The organism is Nonlabens ponticola, from assembly GCF_003966335.1.
GTDB lineage: Bacteria > Bacteroidota > Bacteroidia > Flavobacteriales > Flavobacteriaceae > Nonlabens > Nonlabens ponticola.
Genome location: NZ_CP034549.1, coordinates 202,240 through 217,017, shown reverse-complemented (window position 1 = coordinate 217,017; position 14,778 = coordinate 202,240). Strand labels below are relative to the sequence as shown.

Sequence of the window (14,778 nt, the reverse complement as noted above, 5' to 3'; positions counted from 1 at the left end):
TATGACTTAGGAGTGATGAGCTGTGAGGCAAAATGATTTTATTACAGCAACCACTTAGGGCGATGATCACTGAGCTAAGTCGTAGTGCAGTCGAAAAGCGGAGAATTTTCTTTGGTTCAACCATATGTGGACTGTTGCTCGATATTGACTTAATGAGATTTAGAGCCTGGAATTTGAGATCTCTTTCCAGAGGTAGTTCTCGACTAGACTTGAACAGTTTTTCTACTAGCTTGATGCAAACCAAATTTTCCAAGGTATAACAAAGGGCAAAGCAATCACCCAAACGATAAAAAAGATCGCCATCGCTTTAGGAAATGGAATGTCGTTGCGATAGGCCGGTAAAGCCACCAGCAATAGCCAGGATCCTTTATAAATGACTTGAAGTAATAGAACAGGAGAAAATGTAAAGGGTTTCCACAAACCTAGAATGGATAAAATTGTAATCGCTGCCCACAAACAACCTACTAATCTAATCATATCTGTTGCAGGATAGGAATTACTAAAGGTCGTAAGCGCAGCATTCTTAGGGTTGAACATAGCTGAATAAGCTATTTGTCCTGCCACGATGATGTTTAAAATGTAAACAATTCTAAGTGCGATCATTATTTCAACGATTAAATTGAAACTTAAATTTAAATCTTGGTTGAGATGAAAGTATAGTTCCGGACTTCACTAAAAAAGGCATCTTTACTTAATACTTAATACTTAATACTTAATACTTAATACTTAATCGAGCGAGCTACTGATATTTCCTTATCGATTCTTTGATCTTTTCAATCCTATTATCAGGATCTGGATGCGTGCTTTGAAATTCTGGTGTGCGGTTGGGCCCACCAGCTGCTTTTAGGATTTCCATCACACCTACCATTTCGTATGGATCAAATCCTGCATCCATCATCATTTTCACACCTAGATCATCACTTTGCAATTCGTCCTCACGACCATACTTCATATTGACCATTTGAGTCACGGCAGCTGCCATTTGTCCACCACCTTCAACAGCAACTGATGCGCCTGTAACCAGTCCTTGTGATAGTTTCTGTTGTTCTAGTCGCTCTGCGCTGTGGCGAGCGATAACATGACCTATTTCATGACCCATAACGCCAGCTAGCTGATCCACATTTTCAAGCTGGTTGTACATGGCTGCGGTGATAAAACATTGTCCGCCAGGTAGTGCAAATGCATTAATCGTTTGACTATCTGCCAGTAAGTGAAATTCCCAATTGTAATCGGTATCACTAGCTATAGAACTTTGTATAAGTCGAGCACCTACTTGATCTACTAGCGCTTGAGCCTCGATATCTTGAAGTAAGCCACCGTGCTGTTGCATCATGCTGGGTTTTGCCTGAAGTCCTAGCGCAATTTCTTCCTCGGTAGTTAGGTCCACATACTGTTTCTCGCCTGTAAATTCATTAGTCGTCGCACTAGAGTAATATTGATATAGAGCAAATAAGACTATCGCTAGTCCTATGAATATTCTGATTTTGCCGCCTCGTTTCATTATTCTTTTCTTTTTGTAGTTGTAGTTTTCAAACTGGGATTTACACCATTAATATGTTCTTTAAAATATCGCAGTAATCTATCGTCACTAATATCATTCATTCCCATGATGTCTTGTGATCTTAGGAAGGTTACAAACTCCATTTTCTCATTGTAGATCTCTAGATAATCTTTAGATACGGGTGCATAACTATAATGCCAAGGCTCATATTTGAAACCTGAGCGATTTCCAGCATTGGTATAAACTAATTCAAAACCATAATCACTAGCATGCGCTTCCATCCAGTCCTTGAATTCACAAAAAGGACCGTCGCCGTGAAATTTATCGGGAACTAGAACATCGCCGGAATAAGTCGCATTGCCATCAATAAGATCTACATCAGTACCCCAATGATGTCTTGATGTTCCAGGCACGGTCGAATATTCCACGATCTTATCAAAGATTGCATCAGGTTCAAGTCCTTGAGACTGGTAGCGTTTGTATTTGCGATTCCATATAGAACGCTGTCTAGCAAAACTACGGTAACCAGATACCAGCTGGATCTTGATACCTTCTTTTGCAGCCGCAGCAGTGATTTTGTCTAGTGCGAGCTGCGTTAGTTGCTCCAATTTATTGGCCGGGTTTGCGGCAAGGCCAGTCAGATCGTCAACATTCATTTGAGCTTGAGTCATAACCGTGCATGAAAACAGTAATAGCAACAATGATCTCATAATTCTTTATACATATTATAGTGAGGCCCAACATTGGGCACATCAAACTGGTTACCGTATTTGATAAAGCCCAATTTCAAGTAAAATGGTATGGCAACGATACGAGCATTGAACCATAGCAATTTGATCCCATTATCGCGTAATAAGTTTTCGGCATGTTCTACGATTTTTCTTCCAATACCATTTCCTTGTTGGTTGGCAAGTACGCCCATGCCACGCATGCGGTAAGTTTTTTCTTTGGAATGGTTTAGGTAATCTAATTCTGCAATTGAGTCGAGTAGCAATGTGGTCACGCCAACAAGCAAATCACCATCATAAGCACCCAAATGAATGGTGCTTTCTAGATCGTCACCATCCATCTTGCATGTTTCTACAGGTCGTCCAGTGCGCAAAACCGGATGTCGCACGCTATATGTTTCTATAGCCTCAATTTCTTTGATTGTCATATTGTTCTCTTGTCATGGTATAATAGCGTCCAGGTAATTGCCCATCCCATAAAAATCTATGGGCTAGTGTAAATCCCAGTTTGTCGACTACTCGCTGTGATCCCAAATTGTATTCATGAACGTGAGCAACAATTTCCTGCTGCTTACATATTTCAAAACCAAATTTGAGAGATGCCGCAGCCATCTCAGTAGCAAATCCTTTTCCCCAATGTCTCTTAAGTAATCGGTAGCCCAGATCACATATTTGCGATGCCTCGTGAATTTTTACTCCTGAAATTCCTATAAAATCTCCTGTATTTTTTTCTATTGCTGCAAACCTGCCCATGCCGTATTTTTTGACTTGGCCTTTTGGGTTTTCAGTGTAATCGGTCAAATATTCTTCTGCGTCTAGCAAGTTGTCAAATGAAACATCACCCGTGTATTTCATGACCTCAGCATCGTTGTTCATCTCAAACAAGAAAGGCGCATCATTTAATTTGTATGGACGCATCAACAATCGATCTGTCTCATATGCTAGGTTCATACGCGCACGCTGCTCCAGTCTGGATTGCGGTCAAAAACTACCTCGGCAAATGGACATAGTGGATTAATCTTGTAGTTGTTAGCTTTCGCGAAAGCGTAACTCTTCTCAACCATTTTGGCACCCATTCCCTTTCCTTCTAGCTTGGTATCCACCTCAGTATGATCAATCACCATCACATCATCTTCTAGGGAATAGGTAAGTTCCGCAACGGTGTGATCTTCTTTTTTATAATAGAAGATACCGCGCCTGTCGTTTTGTTTGTGTTGTATATCGTCTAGTTTCATGATGGTGTGGTTATCGTTTAAAGTTAGTGGAATTAAGCAAGGCTGGCAAAATCGTATCCAGGCGCTACTTCATATGGGTTTTTCTCTTGTTCAAAAATGCGTGCATCTAGCTCGCCACGCAGTATTTCTTGATCACCTTGCACGTCGATATAACTGCCTTCTCGCAAACCTACCACGGGAATGTTGTTGTAGATATGGAACTCTGCAATACGCTGCTCTCGCGTCTCGCCCATGTGTTTGCTATTTTTATCAGGATCTAGATAATGCGGGTTGATATTGTAACCTATCGCACCAATTGTCTTGAAAGAAGCTGGCTGTACCACAGGCATATCATTTGTTGTGCGCATGTTAAGCCCGCAAATATTGCTGCCAGCACTAGTTCCCAAATAGAAGGTGCCTGAATAAATCGCCTGGCGCAGTGGCGCAAGCAGTTGATACTCGTGTAGCATCTTAACTAATTGAAATGTATTGCCGCCGCCAGTAAAAATGGCTTTGGCATTTTGCACAGCTGTGATAAGGTCCTTTTGAGTATGCAATCCTACAACTTCAATGTCATGCGGCAATAATACCTCGCGCACTCTTGACGTATAATCATCATGTGATATGCCGCCAGGTCTGGCAAATGGTATGAATAGCAACTGGCTAGCATCCACGCGTTTTAATCTTTTTACAAGAACGCTAGTCAGATACTCCAGATACTTACCGCCGTGCAGTGTTGAGGTGCTGGCTATGATCATGTCGCGCATAAAATGTGACTTTGCTCAAAGGTATTTAACAATAAACAGGCAAAATGCTGACGCGCCTCTTTATAACTTTATATTAATACAAATCGCTCATCATTATGAAATACCTGTGGATAATACTAGTGCTGTTTGCTACGACAGCTATCGCTCAAGTTGAACGCACACAGTTGCAAGGCAGCATATTGACAAATACGCAGGATCCACTTGATGGAATAACCGTGTTTAATAACAATACCCTGGAAGGTACCGTCACCAACGAGCTAGGTGTTTTTTACATCGATGTGCGTGCTGGTGATAAGCTGGCATTTCAAGCGGTGCAATTCAAGCCGTTTGTTCTAACCATAAGTGAGGCTACTGTAAAACGAGGCACGACTGAGCTTACTCTTAATGAAGGTGTGAACGTTCTAGATGAGGTGATCATCGAGGATCAATCCATGATTGTAGATGTTGTGCGTGTAGAAGACCTTGATCTAGGTATTGATGAGGTAAGCGAGCGCAACATCAGGATTGCAGGTATCGATCGAGTAGAGAACACCTTTTCAGATAGAGTGCGACAACCAGAAGATTATACCATACGCAAGGAGGCATTTATGCAAAGCCAGCCTAGATTCAATATGTTCAATGCCGTAGGTTTATTGCTGGGCGTACTAGGATCTGCTTTGACTAATAATGATGCCGCCACGGCTGATATCGATTTGTCCTCAAAGAGAACACAGTTTAAAGAGGTACTTCTCAAGAACAAATATGACAAGGATTATCTGGTAGATTATTTACAAATCAAGGAAAAGCACTTGTATGAATTCATGGTTTTTGCACAGGAACGTGGGCTTGATAGAGATATGTTAGAGTCTCAAAATGAGCTGGAATTACTCAAGTTTCTTGATGATACTGCAACGATCTTCAAATCACGTGATCCAGATATCGCGCTGGAAAAGAAGTAAAAGAGTAAGGCATCCTTTTTGCAGCTAGCAGTACTGCGCTTATTTTGCGCCAGTAATTAATATTCTATGAAATTATTTTTTCTTGGTTTGATCGCACTTGTCGGTATGGCCATTCCTGTTGACAATTCTACTCATGAAGACGTTGATTTGTTGGAGTTACGCTTTCGCGAAAGCATAAACACCACAGACCACAAATACTATCTATCAGTATCTAATGTAGCATACAGTGAGAAGGCTGGAGCGCTGCAAATGGTATCCAGATTCTTTATTGATGATTTTCAGGACGTGCTGGAAGCTCGAACTGGAACGGAAGTCATTCTAGGAAACCCAGAAACATTGCCGTCACAACTAGCCCTATTTCAAAAATATATTCCTAAGCGCCTCACGGCATCCATTGACGGCAAGGACATAGATCCCAAGGTAATTGGCGCAGAATATGATGCAGACCAGATACTACTCTACATAGAATTACCCGTAGCTAGAGAGCCGAATACAGTTGAGCTGAGTTATAAGGCGCTGTTTGAGCTATTTCCAGATCAAAAAAACCTTGTACATTTTAAATTACACGACAAGCGCAAAAGCTTGCTCAATTCAAAGGATACGCCTGTGGATCAGGTAAAGTTTTAGGTTTGATACCTACAACGATTTCTTTATTCTTAAATTAGCACCCATTAGTCAAAAATTAAATATTTACATGAAAGCAATTAAATTTCTGTTTCTAGGAATGATGCTTGTTTCTTACGGTTCCTTTGCACAGGAAGCAGAGAAGCAAGAAGAGCCTGCTAAGGAACATGCCAATGAGAACAAATTCCGTCAACTGTATCAGGAATTCTCAACTCCTAACCAGTACCGCAGCGCGAGTGGAGCGCCAGGTCCTATGTATTACCAGCAGCGTGCTGACTACAAGATGGATATCAAACTGGATGATGCAAATCATCACATCAACGGTTATGAGACGATCACTTATACTAACAAGTCACCAGACAATCTAGATTACCTATGGGTACAACTAGATCAAAACGTACGTGCCAAGGATTCTAAATCACCTTTGATTGAAGGAAGTGGTGTACCGTCTGCGACGACACCGTCAAACTTTGCCAGCACGTTCTTGAAAGAGCCTTTTGATGGTGGGTTTAATATTACCAAAGTTCTTGACAGCAAAGGAAAAGGTCTTACCTACACCATCAATCAAACGATGATGCGAGTGGAGTTGCCAGAAACCTTGAAGCCAGGCAAGTCATTTGAATTTGACATTGAATGGGATTACAACATAAACAACCACGTTGACGGTCGCGGCCGTAGTGGTTATGAAGAGTTCCCTGATGGTAATAGAGCTTATGTAATTGCACAGTTCTATCCACGTATGGCTGTTTATAATGATGTTGAAGGATGGCAAAACAGTCAGTTCTGGGGTCGTGATGAGTTTGCGCTACCGTTTGGTACGTTTGAAGTAAACATCACCGTTCCTGCAGATCACTGGTTAGACGGTACCGGAGTTATCCAAAACAAGAAAGACGTTTATTCAAAAACGGAAATGAACCGCTATGAGCAAGCAACTAAAAGCTATGATAAGCCAGTAATCCTGCGTACTCAAGAAGAAGCAGAAAAAATGGCTCAAGGAAATGCAACAGCGACTAAAACATGGAAGCTCAAGGCTGATTATGTACGTGACTTTGGTTGGACTTCTTCAAGAAGATACATCGCCGATGCGATGGCAGTAAAAGTAGGAGGAAAGGACATCATGGCCGTTTCTATCTACCCGCCAGAAGGTAATCCTTTATGGGAGCAGTGGTCAACGTATGCTGTAAAGCAAACACTAGAGTCTTACTCTAGAATGACCTTTGACTATCCTTATCCTAAAGCAATATCAGTTCATGCAAAAAATCAAGGGATGGAATATCCTATGATTTGCTGGAACTATGGTCGTCCAGACGAGAACGGCGTTTATTCTGACCGTACTAAATATGGAATGATATCGGTAATTATCCACGAGGTAGGACATAATTATTTCCCAATGATCGTGAATAGTGACGAGCGTCAATGGACATGGATGGATGAAGGTTTGAACACTTTTGTACAGTATGTGGCAGAGCAGGATTTTGGAGAGAACTATCCAGAGGCTCTTAAAGGTGATCAAGATCTAGACAAATATCCATCACGTCGTGGCCCAGCAGCTGCCATCGTTCCTTACATGGGCGGTGATCAAAGATTTATTGCACCTATCATGACAAAGGGTATCAATACCTACCAATTTGGTTCTAACGCCTACGCAAAGCCAGCTACTGGTTTGAACATTTTGCGTGAGACAATCATGGGTAGAGATTTATTTGACTATGCATTCCGTACGTATTCACAGCGATGGATGTTCAAGCACCCAACGCCTGAGGATTTCTTCCGCACCATGGAAGATGCAAGTGCCGTTGATCTAGACTGGTTCTGGAGAGGCTGGTTCTATACAACTCAATATACAGATATGGCTATTGGTGAGGTTGATAGATTTTATGTTTCCAATGAGATCAATGCAGAAACTAAGAAAATCGCTGAAGAAAGAGGAATTCCACTAGATCGTTTACCACCGTTAGTTTTTATGGTAAAAGAAGGCAGTGAAGAATTTGATGAGAATCTCAAGGGAAAAGATCCTAAAGAAGAAGCTGTGGCTCTTAACGAGTACCTTATGGACAACTTCACACCAGAAGAACGTGGTATGATGAAGTCTCCTAAATACTTCTATCAGGTTACTGTTGAGAAGCCAGGTGGATTGGTGATGCCTATCATCCTTGAGTACACTTATGCAGATGGCTCTACAGAGATGGTAACGCACCCAGCGGAAATCTGGAGATACAATGACAAGGAAGTAACTATAAGTAAAGCCACCATGAAAGAGGTGACAAAAATCGTTATAGATCCTAACCTAGAAACTGCTGATGTTGACGTGACCAATAACACATGGCCGCAGGAAGCAACAGTAGATAAGTTTGAGGAAATGAAGAACTAACCGTTCTTTAAACCATAAATTTGAAGCCAGATTCACAATGAATCTGGCTTTTTTGTGTTTATAGAAGTATGAAGTCAATTCACGTTATAGCGATTGTTCTATGTCTTGGGATATTTATGTCTTGTGACGATAGCGACGATAATTTTGAAAATGATCAAGTAGGTATTGAAGAGCCAGTAGATGATCTGGTGCGCCTGTCAGATATTGCCGTGAGTGACGATGAAGAATCCAATAGCTTCCAGACCTATGATTTGTCCTACAATGATCTCGACTTAATTGAGAGTATTGAATTTGGAGGTGAGGACGATAGAACAGTATCATTAGAATACGCGGCTAACAATAGACTTAATCGCATCGTGCAGCAAAATGATGAAGGAACGATCACCCAAGATATTTCCTATGATGCTAACGAGCTAACGGTACTTAAAACCTTTCCTACTGGCGATAGACAACGCACGATCTTGGAAATTGATTTACAAAACCGTATTGACCGCGCAAGAACGGTAACGCTAGACGAGAATGATAATGAGGAAGAGTTTGTAAGCGATTTGCGATACAATTACAGTGAGAATTTTAATGTGAGACGTATCGATGAGCTAGCGGAAAATGGTTTTACCGTAGAACGATATTCTGATTTTGTCTATGTGTTCAATAACAATCCTTTTAGGGATATGAATGATGTTTTACGGTTCTTGATCTTTCCAGATTTTGTTCCTTACACACGTTATTTGCCCACGCGCAGGATTGATGTTGTACGCACCTCAAGCACCATATTTGTGGAGCGAGCGATTGAGTACGAGTATGAGCTTGATAATCGTATGTTCCCTATAAGCCGCACGGTTCAAACTAACGATGCTGATGGTATTGAAAATACCATAGAGTATTTTAATTATCTACCGCAGTCCACCGACTAAAAATAGTGCCGCGATATACAAGATTGTATATTTGTAATATGTTTTCACTACCACTTTTTATAAGCACGCCAGAGATGATGATCGTCGGCCTGGTGATTATATTGGTCTTTGGCTCTGACAAGTTGCCAGAGATTGCCCGTGGTATTGCCAAGGCCATGAGTACAGTGCGTAACGCTACCGATGATCTAAAAAATGAGATCACAAAAAGTGCCGAGGAGCACGGCTTCAATGAAGACGTTAAAAAGATTACCCAACAAATCGAGGAAGTAAAAGACCAGATAGAAGAATCTGGATCTATCAAACGCAAGATGCGCTAATGTGGGAATCACTCGTCCAGATCGATCAGGACATCTTCAGGTTTATCAATGGATTGCCTATTAGTAGATTTAATGAGTTTTGGTTATTTGTCACGCAAATCGAGAATTGGATACCGCTCTATTTGCTCTTCTTTTTTATACTTATTTACAAGCTGCGTTGGCGTCGTGGTCTAGCCTCCATTCTTGGTGTATTTACTGTTGCTAGCGTCACGTTGTGGCTTACTAATGTAGTCAAGGATCAGGTGCAACGACTGCGACCTAATAACGAACCAGCTTTGGTAGATGCCATCAATGTATTCCAGATGCCAGAGAACTTTAGCTTCTGGTCTGGTCATAGTGCTGTAAGCTTTGCAGTGACCACTTTTGTAGTGTTGTTGCTTAGGAAATACAGCTGGTCACGATGGTATTTGTTATTTTACCTATGGCCCTTGACGTTTGCCTTATCGCGCATCATGGTTGGTGTTCACTATCCGTTTGATGTGATCGTGGGCATGCTCGTTGGCTTACTTCTAGGGATTTTATTCTATAAAGCGATGGTGGCAATTTTCCAGAAATTACAGCACTCGACTTAGTGTCAAACCATCACGCACGCTTAACAAAACAGTTTGTAATCTAGGATCTTCCTTAAGCAATTTGTTGTATTCTAATAGGATAGGTGTTGAGCTATCCTTAGGCTTTACATCTTTCACAACTTTCCCGTGCCACAGGACATTATCGGTAATGATCAAGGCGCCAGATGTCACTTTTTCCATGACTTGGTGGTAGTAATTGACGTAGTTAGGCTTGTCTGCATCAATGAAGACTAAATCAAAGCCAGCTTGCAGTGATGGTATAATGGTAGTTGCATCGCCTATATGTTGGTGGATGGTGATGTTTTTGTTCTCGCTTTCGCGAAAGCGTGCAAAGTATCCAGCAGCCATATCCTCAAGTTCTTCATTGATATCAATAGTGTGCAGTTCACTGCCATCGGGCATGCCTTCCATCAAACACAGTGCGGAATAACCCGTGAATGTGCCAATTTCTAGAACTTGTTTAGGTGCGCGCAACTGTGAGATCATACTCAACACGCGACCCTGATAAGCGCCAGAAAGCATGATGGGTTGCAATACCTTGCGATAGGTCTCGCGTGTCAAATCCTGCAAAATTTGCGGCTCGTCCTGAGAGTGCTGCACTATGTAATCATCAAGATCCTTAGGTAGAAAAAACATGGTAGCAAGATACGTCTTGCGGCTAAGATGATAGAGCATTGCGGTGATAGAACATGTGCGTTGCTTATGAATCCACGCTTATTGTATAATTTAAACTGTGCAAGATGCTGAGCTGAACTCAGCATGACAAGTACGAGTTCTTTAATTAAGCATAGATGTCATAAGAATCGTTCAGTTTCCATACTCCATACTCCATACTCCATACTCCATACTCCATACTCCACACTCTTAATCCTCCATCTACCCCAAAATACGTTTTTGCTTCTCATAGAAAGCATCGGCTTGTTTTTGCATGAGTTGGCGTGCGGTTTTCTTTTTGTACTGGTAGAGTTCGTCCTCGTCGGCGATGTCGCTGTAAACTCGGTTGTTGAGTTCACGATCGGTTTGCATGAGGATTTGTTGCTGTGACTGTTGCTGCAACACCCATGATTTTACAAGGTTCTCACGCTCGGCTAGCTTGTAGTCATACTCACCGCGCGGTGCGAGTAGTTTGGCAATAATTGGTGAGGTTTCTACCGCTAGAAACAAGAGAAAAATGAAGAACGAAGTCAAGAACGGTAGCGAGTTGAGCGCAGCAATACGCGCCATCAATCCATCAAAATTATCAATTACGGGCTGCGTTGCGGCAAGCTGTTCGGCTTCTTGGGTTTGCAGTTGTGCTAGCTGCGATTCAAGGTCTGCAATTTTGGCTGCGTTGATGGCTTTGAGTGATGTCAATTCAGCGAGTGCGGCGTCGTGTTTGTCGCGTTTCTCTTGATAAACTGGTCCTTTTCCTATGCGGTTGGTGCCTGCGGTTCCTTCGGCCTCTGCGATGTACGTGCTGTATAGTTGCTCGACTTGCGCTTCCTTGGTCGCAATTTCGTTGTTTAATTCTTGTATAGCTTTCGCGAAAGCTAACTCGTCACCAGCATACAGCAAGCCAACTTGTTCCTGATTAGCTAATGTCAACTGATTCTTTTGTTCCAGCAGCACCTGATCGATCTCCTTTTCAAAGATCTTGAGCTCCAACGGTTTTGAAATGACGACGGCAATGATAATCGCCAGCAGAATGCGCGGCGTCGCCTGCCAGATCTCATTAATTTTCCTGTCACTTTTCTTGAGCGTGCTCACGATATAGCGATCCAGATTGAAGATTAACAAACCCCAAACCAAGCCAAAAGCACTAGCAATTAAATAGCTATCAAATACAGTGAATAACGCATAGCTAGCCGCAAAAAACGCCATAAGTGCCGTAAAAAATACCGTGGCGCCTATACCTGCATATTTGTTGCGCTCGCCAGCACTGCACTGGTCCAGTAGGTCTGCATCTGCGCCGCTGCAGAAGATGAAAAATGATTGCATAGTCTCTTGATTAGAAGACTATAACGTGCGGATAAACGAAATGGTATTAGACTTGAACTTGAGTTTACGCTCAGTTTAAATATTATCTCTTTTAAAGAAGTCAATCAATGTTGGATTAGTTTTTTTCCAGCTGTATGGGATCAGGTCAATTCTTAGTTTGCCGTGTTCCAAGAATTTATGAATATAGGTGTCGCCAAAATCATAGGCGATCATTTCTGCATAATCGTTTGTATAGCCGTCTCTATGGAAAAATACGGCATTTCCATTTTCAAAATATTGTCGTACTACTGGGTCATTTTTAAGTACTTTTTCTTCTGATTTGCTGTTCCAGATAGGAGTTAGTACTAATTTCAACTTTTTGATTTGATCAGATGTAAGTTTTTTTCCATCCTCGTCAAAAAGTTCTAGGCTCAGGTCGGTGGGCATGTTGTATTTGTATTTGACGCCATTATGAATAAAAGTACCATCGCCTCTATCACCATTAAGCTCATAAAAAGAGTAGGGATCTTCTGTTCTTACAAATCTGACATCCATCTTCTCATTTGTGGCTTTATCGGTAATCGTGTAAAGAGTATCCTGTTGAGGTCTTGTGGTAGCATTTGACGATACAAGTACAAACTGTTTTCTATTCTTGTTAAGATCTACGGTCTCAAATAAGCGCGAATACATCTTTTGAAGCTCAGTGGCTGATATTCTTTCATTCGAAGTTTTGAAAGCTAGCTCATGTTGATCACCTTTTTCAGTGACCAAAGAGAACGGTACCGAGTTATTGCTTGCAATCAATTGCTTCACTTGAGCTTGGTTTACCTTTCTGCCATCAATAGTATAGTTAACTGGCTTTAATTGTTTGTCGGCTAAATTTAGAAATGCCATTCTTTTTTGGTAATCTTCATTGGCTTGCGACTCTGATGTACTTTCTGTTCCTGATTGTAGAAAGTATTTCACATCTTTCCATGAGCCGTTTTGAATACTTGCTGTTTGCTTGTCTTTATCGGTAGTTATTTGCGGTGATATCTTCTCTGTGGCGGCCTTATCGTTTAATTCACCTTCAAAATAAATATTTAAGACGCCATTCTTACGTTTCATGTACATCTCATTATTCTTATAAGATTCTGGAAGGCGTGCCGCCTCACTTGTGCTAGCAGGATTTCCTTTAATGAATAACTTCATGCTACCGTTATTCAGACCTTTAATGATGCTTGCATTAGATGGCATCGGCGGTGGCGGCGGTGGTGGCAATATGGTTTTGCGAATTATTTTGCCTCTAGCTTTTTTTTCAAGATCGACCATTTCCATATTTTCATTGAAATACGTACCGCCTTTGTAATCTTCGGCATATTCATATCTATTTCCTTCATAGTTCGTGTAACCAGTAATTGCTATAAGATTTTGACCGTATTGTTTTCTGAGTTTGGCTAAATCGGATTGATTATAAAAATTGGCATTGAAATCATAAGCAGGCATTGATACTGGCGCATATATAATTTTGGCTCCATTGGACAATGGCATACCTGATAACATAGTATCATTTTTCTTAGGTACTGGTGGCGCTGCGATTTCACCGGCTTCGGTATCACCTACACCTACATATGGCCATGGCTCTGCTTTGGCTTTTTGTTGGGTATTCATATTATGCCAAAGAGCTTGCATTCTCGTAGTCTCTTTTCCTAGAAAAATGGAATTTCCTTTTTCTTCTAGTTCAGCGGTGTGTTTTTGAGCTAGATTGTCGTACTCTTTGATTTCTTTCGCTGTAATATCAATTTGCTCATAAATGATTTCTTCATCGATTTCTTCTATTTCTATTAAGGTATACCCTTGATTTTCAAAGTCAATTTTATTTCCTACGGAATCATAGAAGTTGATTTTGGCATCATCTCGTACATACTTGTAATCAACACCTTTTACATAAACGACGCCTTCGTTAGCTTTTGCTTCAATAACAATAAATTTTTCGTCTAATTCCTCAGATTTTTCTTCTTCGATGACATCTGTTTCCATGACAGTTTCTTCTTGACCGCAGCTTATCACAAGAAGAGCAAGAACTGGAATAATGGCTAGACTTCTCAAAAGTCCAGCAGTATGGTTTGTCTGTGTTTTCATAATGGTAAATCTTTTCTTGATGATGGGAAAATTAAAGGTGTTGGCAAGTGCTCGTTGCTGTTTGCCAGCGGTAAATGCAAGCAGCGTTTCTTGATATTGATGTGTGTTAGCACCTGCAGCGATCACGGCTTGATCGGCTAGGAATTCGTGATTGAGTTTAACCGAATATTTAAGTAAATACACCAGCGGATTGAACCACATCAGGACGATAAGGGCTTCTATAAATAGAATATCCAGACTGTGCTTTTGATCCAGATGTGCTTTCTCATGATCTAGAACTACTTCAGGAATTCTGCCAGCATGATAGTTTTTTCTGGAAGCATAAATCTTATTTAAAAACGAATGCGGAACTTCTATCAATGATCTAAGAACAAGCTGATAGTTTTTGTATTCTGTGATCTCGTCCGTTGGTTGGACTCTAAGATTGCGTAGATTGAGCGCTAGCCTTGTTGCCATGATCAAGGTGCCGATAATGTAAATGGCCATCAGGACCATCATCCAATCTATTTGAAATCCAGTTTCTGCTACTGTCGTTTCAACATACTCAAACTCTGGTATCACAGGTGTTTGATATATCTGTACCGGTATAACGATTGTGCGCACCACAATAAGTGGAACTATCGCAGAAGCTACCACGCTACCCAGTAAATAAAATCTTTTGAAACGATGCCAGCTGGTATTTTCCAGTAATAATTTATAAGTCAGCCATAAGCTGAACAGACAAATAGAGCTATTTATAAGATGCTGTTCCATTG

General features: G+C 41.1%; 16 protein-coding genes. 6 read left to right on the top strand and 10 right to left on the bottom strand.

Features of this window, described 5'->3' with window-relative positions:
- Positions 1–225: 225 nt before the first annotated feature.
- From EJ995_RS00920 to pepE, 7 genes are all read right to left on the bottom strand, one after another.
- On the bottom strand, positions 226–603 hold the full coding sequence (locus tag EJ995_RS00920; RefSeq protein ID WP_126444720.1) for a hypothetical protein: 378 nt from the start codon (positions 601–603) through the stop codon (positions 226–228).
- Positions 604–739: 136 nt separating this feature from the next.
- Positions 740–1,501 (bottom strand): M48 family metallopeptidase, encoded by a 762-nt coding sequence (locus EJ995_RS00915; RefSeq protein WP_126444718.1) that lies wholly within the window; start codon positions 1,499–1,501, stop codon positions 740–742.
- Positions 1,501–2,211 carry a M15 family metallopeptidase gene (locus EJ995_RS00910; RefSeq protein WP_126444716.1) on the bottom strand — a complete coding sequence of 237 codons (711 nt, stop codon included), beginning with the start codon at positions 2,209–2,211 and terminating at the stop codon, positions 1,501–1,503. Before EJ995_RS00910 ends, EJ995_RS00915 begins: the two co-directional genes overlap by 1 nt.
- A complete protein-coding gene (locus EJ995_RS00905; RefSeq protein ID WP_126444714.1) occupies positions 2,208–2,657 on the bottom strand; it encodes a GNAT family N-acetyltransferase in 450 nt (149 codons plus the stop codon). Before EJ995_RS00905 ends, EJ995_RS00910 begins: the two co-directional genes overlap by 4 nt.
- Entirely contained in the window at positions 2,638–3,180 is a 543-nt protein-coding gene (locus EJ995_RS00900) for a GNAT family N-acetyltransferase (RefSeq protein ID WP_126444712.1), read from the bottom strand. Before EJ995_RS00900 ends, EJ995_RS00905 begins: the two co-directional genes overlap by 20 nt.
- Positions 3,177–3,464, bottom strand: coding sequence for a GNAT family N-acetyltransferase (locus tag EJ995_RS00895; protein WP_126444710.1), 288 nt, complete (start codon positions 3,462–3,464; stop codon positions 3,177–3,179). The genes EJ995_RS00900 and EJ995_RS00895 overlap by 4 nt, the downstream gene beginning before the upstream one ends.
- A gap of 32 nt (positions 3,465–3,496) precedes the next feature.
- Positions 3,497–4,210, bottom strand: a complete 714-nt coding sequence (gene pepE, locus EJ995_RS00890; RefSeq protein WP_126444708.1) for a dipeptidase PepE — start codon at positions 4,208–4,210, stop codon at positions 3,497–3,499.
- A gap of 95 nt (positions 4,211–4,305) precedes the next feature.
- Between pepE and EJ995_RS00885 the strand changes: the two genes are divergently transcribed.
- From EJ995_RS00885 to EJ995_RS00860, 6 genes are all read left to right on the top strand, one after another.
- Positions 4,306–5,148, top strand: coding sequence for a carboxypeptidase-like regulatory domain-containing protein (locus tag EJ995_RS00885; protein WP_126444706.1), 843 nt, complete (start codon positions 4,306–4,308; stop codon positions 5,146–5,148).
- Between the two features lie 66 nt (positions 5,149–5,214).
- The gene (locus tag EJ995_RS00880; RefSeq protein ID WP_126444704.1) at positions 5,215–5,775 is read left to right on the top strand and encodes a DUF6702 family protein; all 561 of its coding nucleotides are present in this window, start codon (positions 5,215–5,217) and stop codon (positions 5,773–5,775) included.
- Positions 5,776–5,842: 67 nt separating this feature from the next.
- Positions 5,843–8,143, top strand: coding sequence for a M1 family metallopeptidase (locus EJ995_RS00875; RefSeq protein WP_126444702.1), 2,301 nt, complete (start codon positions 5,843–5,845; stop codon positions 8,141–8,143).
- 68 nt (positions 8,144–8,211) lie between these two features.
- Positions 8,212–9,057 carry a hypothetical protein gene (locus EJ995_RS00870; RefSeq protein ID WP_126444700.1) on the top strand — a complete coding sequence of 282 codons (846 nt, stop codon included), beginning with the start codon at positions 8,212–8,214 and terminating at the stop codon, positions 9,055–9,057.
- A gap of 38 nt (positions 9,058–9,095) precedes the next feature.
- A complete protein-coding gene (locus tag EJ995_RS00865; RefSeq protein WP_126444697.1) occupies positions 9,096–9,374 on the top strand; it encodes a Sec-independent protein translocase subunit TatA/TatB in 279 nt (92 codons plus the stop codon).
- Positions 9,374–9,946, top strand: coding sequence for a phosphatase PAP2 family protein (locus EJ995_RS00860; RefSeq protein WP_126444695.1), 573 nt, complete (start codon positions 9,374–9,376; stop codon positions 9,944–9,946). Before EJ995_RS00865 ends, EJ995_RS00860 begins: the two co-directional genes overlap by 1 nt.
- On the opposite strand, the gene EJ995_RS00855 is transcribed toward EJ995_RS00860, so the two are convergent.
- The 3 genes from EJ995_RS00855 to EJ995_RS00845 all read right to left on the bottom strand — a co-directional run bounded on the left by EJ995_RS00855 (position 9,929) and on the right by EJ995_RS00845 (position 14,776).
- A complete protein-coding gene (locus EJ995_RS00855) occupies positions 9,929–10,582 on the bottom strand; it encodes an O-methyltransferase (protein WP_126444693.1) in 654 nt (217 codons plus the stop codon). The genes EJ995_RS00860 and EJ995_RS00855 overlap by 18 nt on opposite strands.
- 240 nt (positions 10,583–10,822) lie before the next feature.
- The gene (locus tag EJ995_RS00850; protein WP_126444691.1) at positions 10,823–11,923 is read right to left on the bottom strand and encodes a DUF4407 domain-containing protein; all 1,101 of its coding nucleotides are present in this window, start codon (positions 11,921–11,923) and stop codon (positions 10,823–10,825) included.
- 75 nt (positions 11,924–11,998) lie between these two features.
- The gene (locus EJ995_RS00845; protein ID WP_126444689.1) at positions 11,999–14,776 is read right to left on the bottom strand and encodes a M56 family metallopeptidase; all 2,778 of its coding nucleotides are present in this window, start codon (positions 14,774–14,776) and stop codon (positions 11,999–12,001) included.
- Positions 14,777–14,778 lie beyond the last annotated feature (2 nt).